The 15436-nt window shown below is 57.1% G+C and carries 17 protein-coding genes and 1 tRNA gene; 13 read left to right on the top strand and 5 right to left on the bottom strand.

What is annotated here, in order from left to right:
• The first annotated feature begins 288 nt into the window (after positions 1 to 288).
• Genes P0119_02520 through P0119_02510 form a run of 3 tightly spaced genes read left to right on the top strand, consistent with a single transcriptional unit; the run spans position 289 to position 4640 of the window.
• A complete protein-coding gene (locus P0119_02520) occupies positions 289 to 1869 on the top strand; it encodes a DHA2 family efflux MFS transporter permease subunit (protein ID MDF0664930.1) in 1581 nt (526 codons plus the stop codon).
• Between the two features lie 10 nt (positions 1870 to 1879).
• On the top strand, positions 1880 to 3403 hold the full coding sequence (locus P0119_02515) for an efflux transporter outer membrane subunit (protein ID MDF0664929.1): 1524 nt from the start codon (positions 1880 to 1882) through the stop codon (positions 3401 to 3403).
• Positions 3404 to 3407: 4 nt separating this feature from the next.
• On the top strand, positions 3408 to 4640 hold the full coding sequence (locus P0119_02510) for an efflux RND transporter periplasmic adaptor subunit (protein ID MDF0664928.1): 1233 nt from the start codon (positions 3408 to 3410) through the stop codon (positions 4638 to 4640).
• 492 nt (positions 4641 to 5132) lie between these two features.
• Here P0119_02510 and P0119_02505 read toward each other — a convergent pair whose 3' ends face one another.
• The 4 genes from P0119_02505 to P0119_02490 form a co-directional block, all read right to left on the bottom strand.
• Positions 5133 to 6188 (bottom strand): bile acid:sodium symporter, encoded by a 1056-nt coding sequence (locus tag P0119_02505; protein ID MDF0664927.1) that lies wholly within the window; start codon positions 6186 to 6188, stop codon positions 5133 to 5135.
• Between the two features lie 235 nt (positions 6189 to 6423).
• Entirely contained in the window at positions 6424 to 6948 is a 525-nt protein-coding gene (locus P0119_02500; protein MDF0664926.1) for a hypothetical protein, read from the bottom strand.
• Positions 6949 to 7392: 444 nt separating this feature from the next.
• A complete protein-coding gene (locus P0119_02495) occupies positions 7393 to 7827 on the bottom strand; it encodes a CBS domain-containing protein (protein ID MDF0664925.1) in 435 nt (144 codons plus the stop codon).
• 7 nt (positions 7828 to 7834) lie between these two features.
• On the bottom strand, positions 7835 to 8371 hold the full coding sequence (locus P0119_02490; protein MDF0664924.1) for a CBS domain-containing protein: 537 nt from the start codon (positions 8369 to 8371) through the stop codon (positions 7835 to 7837).
• Between the two features lie 348 nt (positions 8372 to 8719).
• Here P0119_02490 and P0119_02485 point away from each other — a divergent pair, with 348 nt between their 5' ends.
• The 10 genes from P0119_02485 (at position 8720) to msrA (ending at position 14945) form a co-directional block, all read left to right on the top strand.
• Positions 8720 to 9631 (top strand): universal stress protein, encoded by a 912-nt coding sequence (locus tag P0119_02485; protein MDF0664923.1) that lies wholly within the window; start codon positions 8720 to 8722, stop codon positions 9629 to 9631.
• Positions 9618 to 9995, top strand: coding sequence for a cation-transporting P-type ATPase (locus tag P0119_02480; protein MDF0664922.1), 378 nt, complete (start codon positions 9618 to 9620; stop codon positions 9993 to 9995). Before P0119_02485 ends, P0119_02480 begins: the two co-directional genes overlap by 14 nt.
• A 37-nt stretch (positions 9996 to 10032) precedes the next feature.
• Positions 10033 to 10536, top strand: a complete 504-nt coding sequence (locus P0119_02475) for a hypothetical protein (GenBank protein MDF0664921.1) — start codon at positions 10033 to 10035, stop codon at positions 10534 to 10536.
• Positions 10537 to 10926: 390 nt separating this feature from the next.
• Positions 10927 to 11003, top strand: a tRNA-Arg gene (locus tag P0119_02470).
• Positions 11004 to 11234: 231 nt separating this feature from the next.
• Complete coding sequence (locus P0119_02465) at positions 11235 to 11918, top strand: hypothetical protein (protein ID MDF0664920.1); 684 nt, start codon at positions 11235 to 11237, stop codon at positions 11916 to 11918.
• Positions 11919 to 12407: 489 nt separating this feature from the next.
• A complete protein-coding gene (locus P0119_02460) occupies positions 12408 to 12548 on the top strand; it encodes a hypothetical protein (GenBank protein MDF0664919.1) in 141 nt (46 codons plus the stop codon).
• A 278-nt stretch (positions 12549 to 12826) separates the two neighbouring features.
• Entirely contained in the window at positions 12827 to 13471 is a 645-nt protein-coding gene (locus tag P0119_02455; protein MDF0664918.1) for an OmpA family protein, read from the top strand.
• 98 nt (positions 13472 to 13569) lie between these two features.
• A complete protein-coding gene (locus P0119_02450; protein ID MDF0664917.1) occupies positions 13570 to 13950 on the top strand; it encodes a PilZ domain-containing protein in 381 nt (126 codons plus the stop codon).
• Between the two features lie 219 nt (positions 13951 to 14169).
• Positions 14170 to 14331, top strand: a complete 162-nt coding sequence (locus P0119_02445) for a hypothetical protein (protein MDF0664916.1) — start codon at positions 14170 to 14172, stop codon at positions 14329 to 14331.
• Positions 14332 to 14381: 50 nt separating this feature from the next.
• Positions 14382 to 14945: a peptide-methionine (S)-S-oxide reductase MsrA gene (gene msrA, locus P0119_02440; protein MDF0664915.1), complete on the top strand. Its 564-nt coding sequence runs from the start codon at positions 14382 to 14384 to the stop codon at positions 14943 to 14945.
• A 6-nt stretch (positions 14946 to 14951) separates the two neighbouring features.
• Here the strand turns inward: msrA and P0119_02435 are convergent, their stop codons facing one another.
• A complete protein-coding gene (locus P0119_02435) occupies positions 14952 to 15386 on the bottom strand; it encodes a hypothetical protein (GenBank protein MDF0664914.1) in 435 nt (144 codons plus the stop codon).
• Positions 15387 to 15436: the final 50 nt, after the last annotated feature.

Raw genomic sequence — 15436 nt, 5'->3', positions numbered from 1 at the left:
TCCATCCGCTTCTTAGCATCAGAGGCCTCGAGCCGTCGTGGGTAGAGTCTGCGGTGAATCGCGACCTATCGTGGTTTCTCAGTAATTTTCTTTTTCGGTTCAGAAAGATAATCCCTCGCAGCCCCGAAATTTCACTAGGTTGAGACTATGCGAGTGAAGAGGCACAGCCCTTGCTCATGCACAGCTTCTGATATTGAGGTTGACTCACGCACCACAGATGACCTTTGTGCCGGAAACCTCAGCAGCTAAGCACCCAAGCACACGATGTTCTGTTGACCGAGCCTACCTATGACGACAGAAGATCATCTAGAGACCCGCTGCCTCGGATTGCACTTCCTTCTCCTCACCCTCGTGCTGGGCCTAGCCCACATCGTGGTGCTGTTCAACGCCGGCTCGTACGTGGCGCTCGAGCCGCACGCGGCAGGAGGCTTAGGCGGCGTGCAGGTCAGTTTCGGGCGGTGGGCGCAGACGAATTTCATGATCGCCCTGGCCCTGGGCTTTCCTCTTGCCCGCTGGCTCTCCGACCGTTATGGAGAGCCCCGTGTCTTTTGCGGCGCCTTCCTCGCCTACGCCGTGGCCTCGGCCTTCTGCGCGACCGCCGACAGCATTGAAGGCTTCGTGGCGGCTCGTGTCCTGCTCGGTCTCGCCGGCGGCATCACCTTGCCGCTGAGCCAATCTCTGCTGATCAAGGAATATCCCGATCACCTGAAATCGTTGGGCCTGGCCATCTGGGGGCTGTTCACCTTGATGCCCTTTACGTTCGGGTTGGTCACCGGCGGTTGGCTTGGTGAGCATTGGGGCTGGCGTACCCTCTTCGTCCTCAACATCCCGCTGGCGCTGTTGATCGCCGCGCTGGCCGCCGCCTTGTTCCATGGACGACGGCATGAGGTTCGTCATGAGCCATTCGATCTCGTTGGCTATGTCCTGTTGTTCGTGATCTTCGGCAGCCTCCAGGCGATGTTGAACGGAGGCAACGACTTTGATTGGTTCGACGATCCGCTGCTCCGGGGCCTGTTGGTCGTCGTCCTCGTGGCGGCCCCGGTCTGGATCGTCTGGGAGCTCGGCGAACGCCGGCCGGCGATGGATCTGCGGCTATTCGCGCATCGGAATTTTGCGATCGGCCTCCTCTGTCTCGGCCTGGGCTTCCTGTCGATTCAAGGCTTGCTCTCTCTCTTCGTCGTGCAACTGCAGCTGTTGCTGGGCTATTCCTCGGAGCTGGCCGGGCTGGTGTTCCTGCCCATGGTCCTGCTGGGGATGCCGCTGATCGCCGTGATGCATGAAGTCGCCAAACGGCTGGACGTGCGCTGGCTGGCCTGCGTGAACAGTTTGGGCTTCGCCGCCACGTTTTATTGGATCGGCCTCTTCGACGATCCCCACTCGTTCGATCAGATCTTTTGGCCGATGGTGCTCGAGGGGGTCTTCCTCGGCTCGTTTTTCACGCCATTGACTGTGTTGACCTTGCACGGCCTGTCGGGGGAGCAACTGCTGCGGGCGGCGGAGACGGCCAATATTCTTCGCATCGCGGCCGGCGCGATAGGGATTACCTGGCAAGGGATCGTCATCTTCCGCCGGCTCCCCTTTCATCAATTGCACCTCAGCGACCATTTCGGGGGGCGCATCTCGGCGTCGTATGATGCGCTCAGCCAGTTCACGGCGAAGCTGGAGGCCCTCGGTTTCGAGCCCGCCATGATCGAGCGTAAAGTGCAGCTGACGATGAAGCAGGCGGCCGGCATTCTCGCATTGAATGACACGTTCCTTCTGTCGAGTTACCTCTGCCTGGGGATTGCGATCCTGGTTTGGTTCGCGCGGTCCAACCGTGTGCCGGTCTTGAAGCCGGCGGACGCCGTGCGGGGCAGGCAAACGAGCTGAAGGAACAACCATGAACCACGGCCGATCGCCCAGTTCCCTCTCCGTCTCCCTCTCCCTCTCGGCCTTGTGCCTGTTGGTCATGGTCGCGGTCACCGGCTGTGAATGGTGGATCCCGAAGGGTGAGCCGCCGGCGACCTATCTGGAGCCGCCCGAGTTGCAGGAGACGCTGGAGGAAGTGACCCACCGGTTGCATCAATGGCCCGAGGACCGGTGGTGGGACCAGTTCCACAACGCCGAGCTCACCCGACTGATCGAGACGGCGCTGCGCGACAACCCGGGGCTCAAGGTGGCCTCCGCACGCTTACGCGAAGCGCAAGGGCTGGCCCGGGTGGAAGGGGCCCGCCTGCTGCCCTTCCTGGAGGCCGATGCGTCGTTGACCTACGAGCGCATCTCGCAACACGGCGTGTTCGCCGCCTTGAACGCGGAGACGGCAGGACAACGTATTCTCCTCGGCATGATCAACCCGCTCACAGTGCGGTACGAGTTCGACTTCTGGGGCAAATATCGCGCGACGCTCGACGCGGCGCTCGGGCATGCGGCCGCCGAAGAAGCGGAACGGGCCGAAGTCCGACTCCGGCTGACCACCGGCATCGCCCGAGCCTACTTCCGCGGGCAGGCGCTGCAGCAGCAGCTGGAATTGGTCCACGCCATCGTCGAGCTCCGTCGCCGGCTACGGATGCTCGCCGAGACCCGGTCCACCCTGGGCATTGATAATGACCTGGCGGTGAAACAAGCCATCGCCGACTACGAAGCGGCGGTCACGCGCCAAGCTGCGGTGCACGATCACTTGGACGTGCAGCGGAATTTGCTTGCCCGCCTCATGGGCACAGGGCCGGACGACGGGCGCCACCTCGTCACGGTGGCGGGCGCCACCATTCCCGAGCAGATGCCCGTCCCGGAGCACCTCTCGATCGGCTTGCTGGTCCACCGGCCTGATTTGGCGGCGGCCCTGTATCGTGCGTACGCCGCCGCGCGGGTGGTGAAGGTCGCGAAAACGCAGTTCTACCCCACGATCGATCTGACCGCCTTCGTCGGGTTCAATGCGTTGACGTTCACCAAGGGGGCCGACAAGTTGGCGAATTTCCTGTTTTCCGGCCAGAGCTTTTCCTATGGCCTCGCCCCGGGCCTGCGCTTGCCGATCTTCGAAGGGGGCCGTTTGCGCGGCGAACTAGCGACACGTCGGGCGGAGTACGACACGGCGGTGGACCTGTATAACGACACGCTGCTCGACGCCTTGCGCGAAGTCGCGGACAGTCTGAGCGCGTGGCAGGCGACGCGTGAGATGTTGGCATCGCATCAGCGCGTCGTGGCGTCGCTCAGCGAGGACTGGCGGCTCGCCAACGTCCGGGTCGTGTCCGGACTGGACGACGACCGGGAAGGGCTCCGCCATCGCTACCCGGTATTGGAACAGGAATATGCGCTGCGGGCACTGGAGAGCGATCAACTCGTCGCGATGGTGGATCTCATTGAAGCCTTAGGCGGCGGCTACCACAATCCTGATATCGAGAAGAGGCCGGCGCTGCCGGCGAGTTGACCGGATGAGCGACACCGATGCCATACCCCCACCGGCACCGCAACTGATCGAAGAATCGCTGCACGCGCAGCGCAACCGGCGGCTGGCGCTCGTGGCGCTCGGGCTGAGTCTAGCCGGTCTCGCCTATGGCGGACATTGGTGGACGACGGCCCGGCATTGGGTGCAAACCGATAATGCCTATGTGACCGGCAACCTCGTGCCGGTCGCGGCGCAGGCCGGCGGCATCATCACGCAGGTGTTCTTCGAAGAGACGCAGTTCGTCACGCGCGGCGAGGTACTGGTCCGGCTCGATGCGAACGAAGCGACGACGGCGCTGGGCCAGGCCCGCGGGCGACTCGGCGACGCGGTCCGGCACATCAACGCGCTCTTCATTACGCAGCGGCAACTGGCGGACAAATTGGCGGCGCGCCGGGCGCGGCTCGACGTGGTCCGCCACGACCTGGCTCGGTACCGGCGTGCGGTGCCCAGCGGCGCTGTGTCGAAGCAGATACTCCAGAATGCGCAGGATCACGTGCAGGCCTTGGCCGCCGAGGTGCGGGAAACCCAGGCGGAATACGACGCGCTCGACGCGCAGATCGGCGGCACGACGGTGCTGGACCATCCGACGGTCGAGCTGGCGAAGCATGCGTTCATCCACGCCCATCTCGAATATGCGCGGCAGCAGATCCGCGCGCCGGCGTCGGGCTACGTGGCGAAACGCCGGGCCCAGGTCGGCGACCGGGTCAAGCACGGCACGCACCTCATGACGATCGTGCCGCTGGACCATCTCTGGGTGGAAGCCAACTTGCGCGAAACCGACGTGGCGGACGTTCGCCCGGGTCAACCGGCTGAAGTGCGCGTGGACCTCCACGGCGGCCACCACACGTTTCGCGGCACGGTGGAGGGCCTGGTCCCCGGCACCGGGAGTCCGTTCGCACTGTTACCGCCGGACAACTCCACCGGGAACTTTATCCACATCGTCGAACGGGTGCCGGTCCGGATCGCGCTGGCCGCCGAGGAACTCCGGGAGCATCCGATCAGGCCCGGCCTCTCCACGGTCACCAAAATCCGCGTCAGCGAGGGAGGGCAATCCGTCTGGTCGTCGCTGGCGAACGTCGAGACCGAGGAGTATCAGACCGACGTCTATGACCACGAATTGACGGACGCCGAAGCCCTGGCACAGGACGTCATGCGGATCAATCTGGTGACTCGCCTTGCAGGATCCGTGGGGACGGCGCGCGACGAAAACACGCGCTGACAAACTTTTTATGCGGACGATCTTCCATCGGCAGGCGTGAAGCGATGGGTCGGGAAAAGGGTGGGCAATGAAGGATACCGTCCTCGGATCGATTTTGACCCTGGCCCTCCTGGGGGATAGTGCCGTCTTGTACGGTCAAACTTCTGACTTACATAGCGATCGTCTAACAAACCCCGCTAGCCCGTCTGACACCACAGGCCGTTCGAATGCCCGCAATGGATTGCGTACTTTGCAAGTACCAGGCGCTCTACCCGAGTCTCATATTCCTCCACGAAGCCCAGATCTCGGCTCACCGACGTTCCCCCTGTCTCCGTCCATAGGCCCTGGAGCTGGTCTGCTGGGACCAGAATCCGGCCCTGGCCCGGCACGATTGCGCTCCGGTCATGGGTCGAAAAACATGGGTAGACACTTCGACCAACCGGCACAGTAGCATGTATTCTTGCGCAAAAAACGGAACGTCCTGTCAGGCGCTATCGCCGGATGGGCCTCTGATTAAGTACCCCTTGCTTCTTGACGCACAACCTTTCGCCCTATGACCTCATGCACTCCACCAGCTATCAGGTGTTGGGCGAGGTTGTAAAAGATGATCGGAACCATGACACGGGGGTACGAGGCGAGGACGAGCGAAGCCAATACCAGCCCGGTTCCATTGTTATTCATCCCCAATCCGTACATCAGCGAGACTCGTTGGGCATTATCGACTTTAAAGAGTCGACTCAACCCATAGCCGGATGCAAATGCCGTGAAACAGAGGCCCGCCGTGATGGCCAACGTCACCGCCAAGAAGTCGTAGTCTCGTTCGGCGATTGCCTGAGGAAGTGACACTGATCCGTTCGAATAGTTCAACAACAGTAAGACGATGGAATTGATCAGTTTGAGGAAGGGCATGATCGCCGTCAGGTGAGTTTCAGACGCAACGAAGCGCACACCAAGGCCCAGGAGAGAAGGCAATACGATCCAAAATCCCAGGAATGCCCCCGAACCATACGCGGCGAGGTTGTGTATGACAGCCTCATATTCTTCCGTGGCCATTTCACCGAACACATGCAGCGCGACAGGAGTCAGCACAGGACTAAGTAAGGTCGAAGCGAGGACCAATCCTAAGCTCAGCGCCAGATTGCCATTGGAGTTCTGGACCCAGGCGGTTGAGGCCCCGGCAATCGGCATGGCAGCTACCAAGGCCAGCCCGACCAAAATGTGTTGAGCTTCCACCGGGTTGTGCCACAGCCTCATGATGAGGGTGATCAGAAAAATATAGGCCATAGGGATGATGAGATTCGCGGTAAGCCCCGCAAACAGTACCCTGATTTTTTGGGCCAGAGATCTGAGGTGCGAGGTCTTGACGCCCAGCCCCGCGTTGAACATCAGCGTCGCCAGCAGAAGCAGGAGTAAGGAGACATGGAGTTTCTCGTGAAAAATCCAGACATCACCAAACGTAAGATTCCGAATCCAGAGGCCGGCTGTCGGCCACGTAGCGGAAATGGCGTACGCGCCGATCAAAAACCACAACAGGTGATGGTGGATGAACCGGGTCAATGCAAGAAACATGACGTTGGGACTGCGTGGCGATCGTGGATCAGGTCAAAGCCTACATTCCCGAAGACGGATATGTCACCACAGTTCAGCGAGTTTCGGATTGACTCTTAGTGGATGGCCAAGATCCGTATCTTGGAGTGAAATCCTGTGCAACGACCTCAGTGCTGGCATCACCACCGTGATAGAGCAATAACCGAGGTCGAATGCGGCAGACAACGTCGACCTGACGGCGATATCCCGCCGCGCCCTAGTCCACATAAATGAATCCACTGACCCGGATATCCTTGTGCTTGGTACAAAAGAATGGATAACGAGCCCCCAGGTTTTTCTCGCCGACTAACCCACGTGGCGCAACCTGAATTCTTTTCGTCTCTCCAGCTTGCACCCGGAGGTGAAGCGGCACTGGGATGTTTCGCGCGAGCAGCCCTCCTGAGCCGGGATCCAACCTGATCTCCGGCATCGCCTCGCCTTCAGGCAGAAGCATGAAAAGCCCCCACACCGCGAATTCGTGGTCGACGTCGGTGGGATTCTGGAGGACAAACCATAAGGGTTCATTGAGATCCTCTTTTTGGTCGATGATCACAGCATTAGGAAGCCAGATTTCCGTTTCTCCCATTTCGAAGGTGCCCTTCCCTTTGCCCAGTTCCTGGGCGACAAACCAGAACTCCTTGGCCTGAGCCCATCCGGGTAGGCTAAAAAGAGCAGCGCACAGTGAAAGCGCGGGGATCAGAAGCATCCAGTGGAAAAATTGCGATCGTCCCTTGCCTCTCATGACACCCACCTCCATTCGTCGATGCGCCCCGCGGGCTATCGCGTGACCAGGTTCCTCTTCCCATCCTCCTTTCGCCCATGCGAGGTGCAAAGAGCTCCTGGTCCTCGATCCCCTTCGGGACTTTGATCGACGCACCGGCATACACATGGCGTCGATCGGTGCGATTGAAACACGCCGCACCAGGCCACTACTCACCGAAGAGTGTTTTCAACGATTCGCGCGCATGGAGCATCCGGCATTCTCACGGCACGGTCGCGTTGGTGAGAAAGCGGACGCCGCAAGGACCACGCTGCGGGCTTCCAGAGCCGGCTTGAGGAGCGGTAAGAAGGAACATCACAAGAAGTATCAGACTCGCCGGTAGACGTTTGATCCATCCCCCATTGGTTCAATCACACAATGAACCGGCCGCTCCTCTCACCATCCGTGTCTCGTTTCCGTCAATGGTTATGACCAATACTGTGACGCCTTCATATAGCCGAACAGCAGATCCCGCCGGGCCAGAATACCCACCAGCTTGTTGTCTCGCACAACCGGAACTCTGGTCAAATAGCGGTCCTGGAACAGGTCGGCCACTTGGGCCAGTGTTTGCTCTTCGGTCACGGTCACCGGATATGCCGACATGATCTCGATCGCGAGAACCTTCCGAAGATCGCGCCCGTCCAGCATGGCTTGAAGGAGATCGTATTCGGTGACGATCCCGACCAACGTGCCATCCTCTTCCACGACAGGAAGACTCCCGAAATTTCGATGCGTCATCATGTGGACGATCGTCGATGCGTCGGTGCGCGGTGTACATCGCGTGACCGCATCCTGCATCAGTTGCTCCACCGTTAAGGTCTTTGGATCGCTGGCTTTCATGAAGAAGTCGGTTTGTCTCATACGTTCCTCACTGTTCTCGTTTTCCACCGGTGGCAAGATAGGTTCGCAAGACATCGCGCCTCGCGATGATACCGATCAGTTTATCCTCGTCATCCACGACGGGAACTCGGACCAGATCGCTTGCGCGCAGCACATGGACCAATGTACCGAGCGTCGTTTCAGCCCTTACTGAATAGGGGTTAGAAGTCATGATTTCCTTCGCCGCGACGGCACCGAGCCGATGACGGTCGTCGATCGCTGCAAGCAAATCATGCTCGCTGACAATACCGGCTAACTTCTTTCCATTCTCCACGACCGGCACGGCCCCGAACCCCTCGATCATCAACGAAGCAATCACATCTCCCTTCGTCCTCGGGCGGGCGCATTGCACTTCTTTCTCCATAACCTGGCTGACGGTCATGGAATCGAAGTCTTTGACATTGATCCTAACCTTGGCCTTCCTTTTGGTCCTCTTTGGTTTTTTCATCATGCCCCCTAACCGATTGGTCCGCCACTCTCGCCGTCCATGCATCATTCGTCGACCATCCGAACGGTAGATGCCCATTCCTCATTGTCGGCGAAGCGAGGCGATCCGCAGCCTTAACGCCCTCGCTTAGTTAACCGCGAGTCTTCTTTTGCTGCTGAGACAATCCGACCCTCCTTGCTTATTCGAAGAATACTTCCACACGAATCCATACTCGCTCGACTGGCGCTAATCACCACAGGATGTCACCGGCTTCTGCTGCAAAACGCCGCAATACGTCCACTAATTACAGTAGAGACTCCTTCCACAACTCTTTGGTAAACAATGAATTCTTCTTTCACCTTTCCTCACCCTACAGGCATATCCAATGCAGTTCTAATACCCGAACTCGTTACTGCATAGTGAGCATACTCAGGAAGGAAATCGATCATGCGAATTCTCTGTGCGGTTGATGGGTCGGAACATTCAGGATGGGCAGTACAAGCGCTCGAGGCTCTTGCCACTCGAGAGCCTGAGCATGTGGGGCTTCTGCACATAGTCGACCAGCCGGCGCTTCAGGCCGCCAAGAACAAGAACCCCGTCGCAGCAAAGCGTGCCATTGCCGCAATGGAAAAGGCTGGGACTATCGTGCTGCGCGACGCAGCACGATCGGCCCGACTCGCCCTCGGTCAGGCAGCAACCGGACCACGCACAAAATTCCAGACTATCCTCACGCATGGTCCGGCTGCCCATACCATTGCGAAGACAGCCCGTCGTCTGAAGGCGGACTTGATCATCATGGGATCACGCGGTCTGAGCGATATTCAGGGATTCTTGTTGGGGAGCGTCTCCCGTCAGGTGGTCTCGTCGACCGCCTGTTCTGTTTTGGTCGTGAAACAGCCCATGCCCAACCTGCATCGTGTTGCCCTCGCAGTCGATGACTCCAAACCGTCACGAACCGCCGCCAGGTTCCTGCGATCTCATATTCTTGCAGAATCCGCTGCCGTCACGATCCTGACCTCGGCTGAAAGTCCCGTCACAGATCTTGCCAAGCGGTACCTGTCCGAGTCGCAACTGGCCGAACTAACCAAACCGGTCACGGATCGAGCAACCGCACTCGTCCATGGTCTTCGTGATGAGTTCATCAAGGAGGGCTATTCCGTCGCAACACAGGTGTGGATAGGCCACGTCATCGAGACCATCGTTAAACATGTTGAAGCCAATCGTGACGAGCTACTGGTAATCGGGTCCCGAGAGTTGACCAAGAACGAGCGGCTCTACCTCGGTAGCGTTTCCGAAAGTCTGCTCAGGCATGCTCCCTGTTCCGTCCTGATCGTACGAGGCACCAGTGCCCGACATTAGCCACCACGACATTCATCGACTCTCGGCCGAAGCCGTGCTGAAGCGGATGGAAACCACCAACGGTGGTCTGTCTCCTGGTGACGCTCAACGGCGATTGGCTCGATATGGGCCCAATGTCCTTGTCGGGTCAGGCCAATACTCGCTCCTTCGAGGACTCCTCCACCATTTCACTCACTTTCTCGCGATCCTCCTTTGGATTGCCGCCGGTCTCTCTTTCGCCGCGGACGCCATGAAGCCCGGTGAAGGGATGGCCCCATTGGGATGGGCCATCCTCGGCGTCATCGTGATCAACGCGGTATTCGCCTTCTTCCCAGGAATACAAGGACGAGCGCACTCTCCAGGTCCTCCACCGCCTATTGCCTGATACGACATGGGTGACCAGAGGAGGACAGTCGGTCGAAGTGACGCGAAGCGAGATCGCACCGGGAGATGTGCTGATTCTAGAGGAAGGAGAACTGGTGCCAGCCGATGCGCGTCTGATCGAGGCAGTCGGGATGCGAGTGGACAACGCGGCCTTGACCGGTGAATCAACACCGAAACGAGGGGCGGCCGAAGCAACTGAGGACGGGCACCGGCTCGAGCTCCCAAACCTCGTCTTTGCCGGCACCACCATCCTGTCGGGGCATGGTCGCGCCGTCGTCTTCGCCACTGGGATGAATTCAGAGTTCGGCAAGATCCTCGCACTCACCACCATGGTTGAAACCGGGCTCAATCCTCTCCAGAAAGAGATCGCTAAAGTCACTCGCATCGTCGCAGTCATTTCGCTGGAGATGGGGCGACATTTTTTCTCGTCGGCTTATGCACCGGACTCGGCTTCTGGATCAGCGCCACCTTCGGGATCGGCATCATCGTGGCGAACGCGCCGGAGGGTTTGCTCCCGACCGTCACCCTCTCCCTCGCCATGAGCAGCCAGCGCATGGCGAAGCGCAACGTATTGATCAAGCACCTGCCCTCCGTAGAGACCCTCGGTTGCACCAAAGTGATTTGTACAGATACGACGTGCTGTCAAGTGCGCCATTGTTGAAGCGGTATGAGTCGTAAGGGGTTTCTGCGGTTGATTTGGCGAGTGAGAGATTGCTAGTCTTGGTCGTCCGAGTAAGATATTTTTCGTTGACGAAGCACCGGTCGAAATAGTCCCCACAGTTAGATTGTTTGAAAATGTGTAATCATCCGTCACGAAGTTTGATGATTTCATTCTCCATCGATAATCGTTCAGATAACAACTCGCAGTTATGTGACAAGTAGAGCACTGTTATACAAATGACATAAACCGTTGATGTATGTGGCAAGCATGTGCGCCCGTAGCTCAGTTGGATAGAGCGCCGGGCTTCGAACCCGTAGGTCGCAGGTTCAATTCCTGCCGGGCGCACCAAGCTCGCACGGTTATCTGAGCTTCACTGATATTCCTACCAAGTTGGTTGCGCGGAGGCTGCAGACCTCTCTCCATCGTGTGTGACTTACTCGTCGAACCGGTCTGCCGATGGCCACCATGGACTCATATTCAGGCAGCTCGATCGCTATCACGATCGTGTTGTGCTTATAACTGTGAACATCGAGAGTAGTTCCAGACTCGCATATCGCAGCACATTTTAGGGAGGGCAATATGACGACCAACCGTCAGGTAGGGGGGCTGGTCACCTGCATCCTCATCCTCATGACGAGTCTGCCTGGTGCAGGGGCGACATCAGACGACACTGCCGGCACTGACGGGCCGTCGCTGGAGGAAACGTTGGCGTTTATCAAAGACACGTGGGAAGCATGCTCAACAATGCACAGTGGCTTGCAACGCATGATGGCTAAGGACGGATCACTCTGGCATGTGGATCGAATGGCGAAGGTCGAGGTGGTTGTGATGCCTCCATCGGCTCTCAAAATTGTTACGCGTCTGAATGAGCTAAGGAAGTTGAGCGGGATATTCGCACTCCAATCCCCAGCAGAAAGGGTTCAGGAGTTTGACTTGGGTGCACTCTCGCCTAACGTGAACCAGGAACGGGAGGGTGAGAATATTTTTGGAATTCGGTTACGTTGTGCGCGCGGGGCATGTGTAACGGAGTGGTTAGCGTCTCTCGCGATACCTGGTAAACCCATGCACGAACTGAAGACCGGCAAGGTAACCATCACGAGCCTCGAAGACCTGGTGTATGAGGATGGTACCCCAAAAGACAAGCCGGGGGAAAAGAAGGGGGAGGGGTATATTCCTGTCTGCGATATGGCATCCTTAGAAAGCCTTTCGAAAGCCTTTCACCACGCCATCGTCAGGGCTGGCGGAAGGAAGCCGCTGTTTTAGTGGGCTGCGGTACGAGCAAGGCTTGAGCTGCAGGGAAGGAGTCGAGCTCTGAAACTCCTCCCTTGATTTTCGTTCATCCGACTGTGTAGCCTTCCCACCTGTTGCATCTCCGTTGTCTAAACCGCTCAGGGGTGCTCTCAAACCCCATAGATTTCAAGTTCATTTTATGCCAGGACACTCGACAGGGGATGCTATCGCTACGGGTCAGGATTATAGGGGGTTCATTCCGCCAAAGTTGGATAGATCTGTGATGGAGTTTCATCCACCATGTCACTTATGCGTGAAAGAGGTTATCCCTTGCAGTGGTTTTGCCGATATGGAAAGCAGACGAACATTGGCGCGCTATACTGCGAACAGAAGAAACGGTTTGCCTGGTCCAGGCAATGTCCCTGTTGTGGAAGGCCGCTTGAGAAGCTGGATCCGATGACCCCCTGGGTCTGTGAGTGCGGATGGCGCAGTCAATGAATCCAGCAAGAAGAGGGAGGTACCATGATCCCAGTTTTACACGACGTGAGAGCAGCATTTTTCCTCCTGATCGCACTAGCCATGCTGGTGTTCATCTGTGCGCTGGCCGGCTTAGGAGCGGTGCTACAACCGTCCCGTTGGTCTGAGCGCAAAGGGCGTCGCTGAACGAACGTGTCTGTCAGGATAGGTTAGCAGCAGGCTTAGTCGCTTGCTTGCCTGGTCAAAGAAGAATCTCCCTCCTGCCTCTCCAAATATGTGAAATCATTAGGTGCCCTGCCACCAATCCGCTAAGCTCCTGTTAAAGAATCAGTTTTCAACACCGGTGCTATATTTGCTTTGTGTACGGAGGATAACTGGCGAGTCTCCAGGAGATCCTAGTTGCATTGATTGTTTCTGAATTGATTGCGGGGCTGAATGGGAATGTTGCATGGAGGGGAAGGGTCATGAATAAGGTGATGGCGAGGTCCGGAGCGCTGATGATGGGAGTGATCTTGTTGTCAAGCCAAGGCTGTAACACGAAATGGCTCAAGTCTGACGGCGAAGCTAGATTCGGGAGTGGGAGTGAGAGTGGGAGTGCGAAGCTTCCCAGTATGTCAGGACTAGGCTCAAACGGTGAATTGAGTGGTCTCTCTCGCAATCCGTCGGAGGAGCGTCTTACGCAAGGCGGATATTCGACGGCGTTGAGCCCGTCAGGACTCAGCCCACGTCAGCGGGCAGAACTAACACAAGAGGAAAAGGATGCCGTGGAAGCAGGTTTGCAGGATGTTTTCTTTCGTTATGACCAGTGGACCCTGTCTGATACCGGGATAGAAGCACTCAATCATGACGCTGCTTATCTCAAGGAGCATCCAGCGGCCGTGCTGAAAATTGAAGGGCACTGTGACGAGCGAGGCACCGGCGCCTATAACATGGTCTTGGGCGACAAACGCGCCAAGGCAGCGCGGAACTATCTTGCGGAAGCCGGGGTGAATCCTAAACAGTTGGAGATCGTGTCTTTCGGCAAAGAGCGCCCCTTTTGCTTTGATCGGCATGAGCCCTGCTATCAGCAGAACCGCCGCGACCACATGCTTCTGACTACCAAGAAGTAAGGTGGGTGCTTCATAGGAGCGGTGCATTTCGGGAACGGACGTCAACAGGATCTGTCGATCACCTCAGATAATAGAGAAATTATACAAGGGCCTCCTCTTTGAACAAATTCAGTTCTCTCTTCAAGTCAGATGCTCCTGATCAGACCCCGTCCAAGCCACGACCACAGGACCGGCGAGTCCAACCGCGATTCACCACGCAATTTCGCAGCACTTTCTCGGGTGAGAAACAGGAAGGACAGGGAAGAACTCTGGATGTTTCTGTCGGCGGTTGTAAGATTGAAAGCGACATGATGGTGGAGCAAGGTGCGAAGTTCGAATGCCGATTGCACGTTCCAGGCCTTGATTGGCCTTTGCGGATCGAAGAAGCGACGGTCCGTTGGGTTGATGGCAATAGTTTTGGGATTGCGTTTTCGCGTATCGCTCCAGAAGAGTTTGGAAAACTCAAAACGGTACTCTCCGAGCTTGAACAGGACGAGTAATTCTCCCCTAATCTCTCCAGCCCACGTCCACTCTCGCATGATTTCTTGATGAAGTGTTCGGCAGTCGATCTCGTCGCGCTCTCGTTCCGTTGTAGGGCGATGTACCCTCCCAGGTTATCCTGAACACGGTTGACATGGCTACCATAACTGTCAGAAAGTACAGAATGATTGATGGTCAAGTCAAAAATTTCGCCATGAGGGTAGAGAAAGGAGTGGGGAGTGGAACAGAGGTATGCAATCACCGTGAAATTCTTGGTCGATGCCGGTTCAGCAGAAGATGCGGAAGAGATGATCGAAACTGCCTGTGAAAAGGCCTCGGCCTCATTCCCGGAAATGAGTTACGAAGGGATTGAGGATATTGAGGAAGAAGAAGAGGAGTAGCCGGTCTTTCTCCACGGAAAGCATCTCGCCATTTGCCGACAAACCATACAATGAAAGACGAATCTTCCTTCAGCTTATCGGAGAAGGAAGTCGCTATTCTCGCAGGCGGCTGTTTTTGGTGTCTTGAAGCGGTTTATGATCAGGTCCGGGGAGTGGAATCGGTCGAGTCGGGTTACGTCGGTGGAACCCTAGACAATCCTACATACGAAGCTGTGTGTGGAGAGCAGACCGGCCATGCTGAAGCCGTACGGATCACGTTTGACCCTCGAATAATCTCGTACAAAGAACTCCTTGAAATATTTTTTTCCATTCATGATCCCACAACGCTCAATCGGCAAGGAAACGATCGAGGCACCCAATATCGCTCAGCAATTTATTATGGCACCCCAGCACAGCAACAGACGGCTGAGAGGCTCATCCAATCCCTTTCGGAAGGAAAGCTATACGAGGCTCCTATCGTCACTCAAGTTGTACCGGCTACCCAGTGGTATGAAGCAGAAGCTTACCATCAAGAGTATTTCGCTCGGAATCCACTCCAAGGTTACTGTCAGTTTGTCGTAGGTCCCAAGATTGCGAAGTTCCGCAAGCAGTTTGCCTCGCGACTGAAGGCGTAGTTGCTCTCACCTTAATCGGCTGAACCAGCTCGTTAGTCTGTCCCGTACCGCCCCGAACACCGCCGGTTTCTGAAATATCTGATGCGATTTGAGAAGAACCTCAGCATGCACAGGGCAAAACGGCCATGCCTCGTCCGGATTGCCTTGAACTTGAGCGATGATCGAGCCTTCAGCTTGGTCGATCGGAGAATGGAGGACGATCAAGGGACTGTTCGGATCAAGTGAGCAGGTATCGTCCGCCTTACCTGATTGCTCTGTAGCCGCATGACGAATCTGCACGTGCTGTTCACCCTCGGAGAAGACGGTGTCTCCCTCCCGAATGGGGCCGGTCGGCGCCAAAGAATACAGAACCAGCGGAGCGCCCAGAATGATAATCACCGCTATGGTGATGGACCAGAGAGGAGGTTCTGAACGGCTGGTTTGATCTGGAATCGACGACACGTCTTCTCATTCTTGTTTCCGGCATTTTACCTTCAAACAGGAGAAAAAGC

This window comes from Nitrospira sp., from assembly GCA_029194665.1.
GTDB lineage: Bacteria > Nitrospirota > Nitrospiria > Nitrospirales > Nitrospiraceae > Nitrospira_D.
Note: the sequence above shows the minus strand (reverse complement) of the source record. Positions and strands in the feature narration are given on the sequence as shown.

What these genes read in the sequence shown, in the direction of transcription:
- P0119_02460 (MDF0664919.1), top strand. Translation starts at nt 12,408, where the DNA reads ATGATCCCAGTTTTACACGACGTGAGAGCAGCATTTTTCCTCCTGATC.
- P0119_02510 (MDF0664928.1), top strand. Translation starts at nt 3,408, where the DNA reads ATGAGCGACACCGATGCCATACCCCCACCGGCACCGCAACTGATCGAA.
- P0119_02465 (MDF0664920.1), top strand. Translation starts at nt 11,235, where the DNA reads ATGACGACCAACCGTCAGGTAGGGGGGCTGGTCACCTGCATCCTCATC.
- P0119_02515 (MDF0664929.1), top strand. Translation starts at nt 1,880, where the DNA reads ATGAACCACGGCCGATCGCCCAGTTCCCTCTCCGTCTCCCTCTCCCTC.
- P0119_02495 (MDF0664925.1), bottom strand. Translation starts at nt 7,827, where the DNA reads ATGAGACAAACCGACTTCTTCATGAAAGCCAGCGATCCAAAGACCTTA.
- P0119_02500 (MDF0664926.1), bottom strand. Translation starts at nt 6,948, where the DNA reads ATGAGAGGCAAGGGACGATCGCAATTTTTCCACTGGATGCTTCTGATC.
- msrA (MDF0664915.1), top strand. Translation starts at nt 14,382, where the DNA reads ATGAAAGACGAATCTTCCTTCAGCTTATCGGAGAAGGAAGTCGCTATT.
- P0119_02505 (MDF0664927.1), bottom strand. Translation starts at nt 6,188, where the DNA reads ATGTTTCTTGCATTGACCCGGTTCATCCACCATCACCTGTTGTGGTTT.
- P0119_02485 (MDF0664923.1), top strand. Translation starts at nt 8,720, where the DNA reads ATGCGAATTCTCTGTGCGGTTGATGGGTCGGAACATTCAGGATGGGCA.
- P0119_02490 (MDF0664924.1), bottom strand. Translation starts at nt 8,371, where the DNA reads ATGGGCATCTACCGTTCGGATGGTCGACGAATGATGCATGGACGGCGA.
- P0119_02520 (MDF0664930.1), top strand. Translation starts at nt 289, where the DNA reads ATGACGACAGAAGATCATCTAGAGACCCGCTGCCTCGGATTGCACTTC.
- P0119_02455 (MDF0664918.1), top strand. Translation starts at nt 12,827, where the DNA reads ATGAATAAGGTGATGGCGAGGTCCGGAGCGCTGATGATGGGAGTGATC.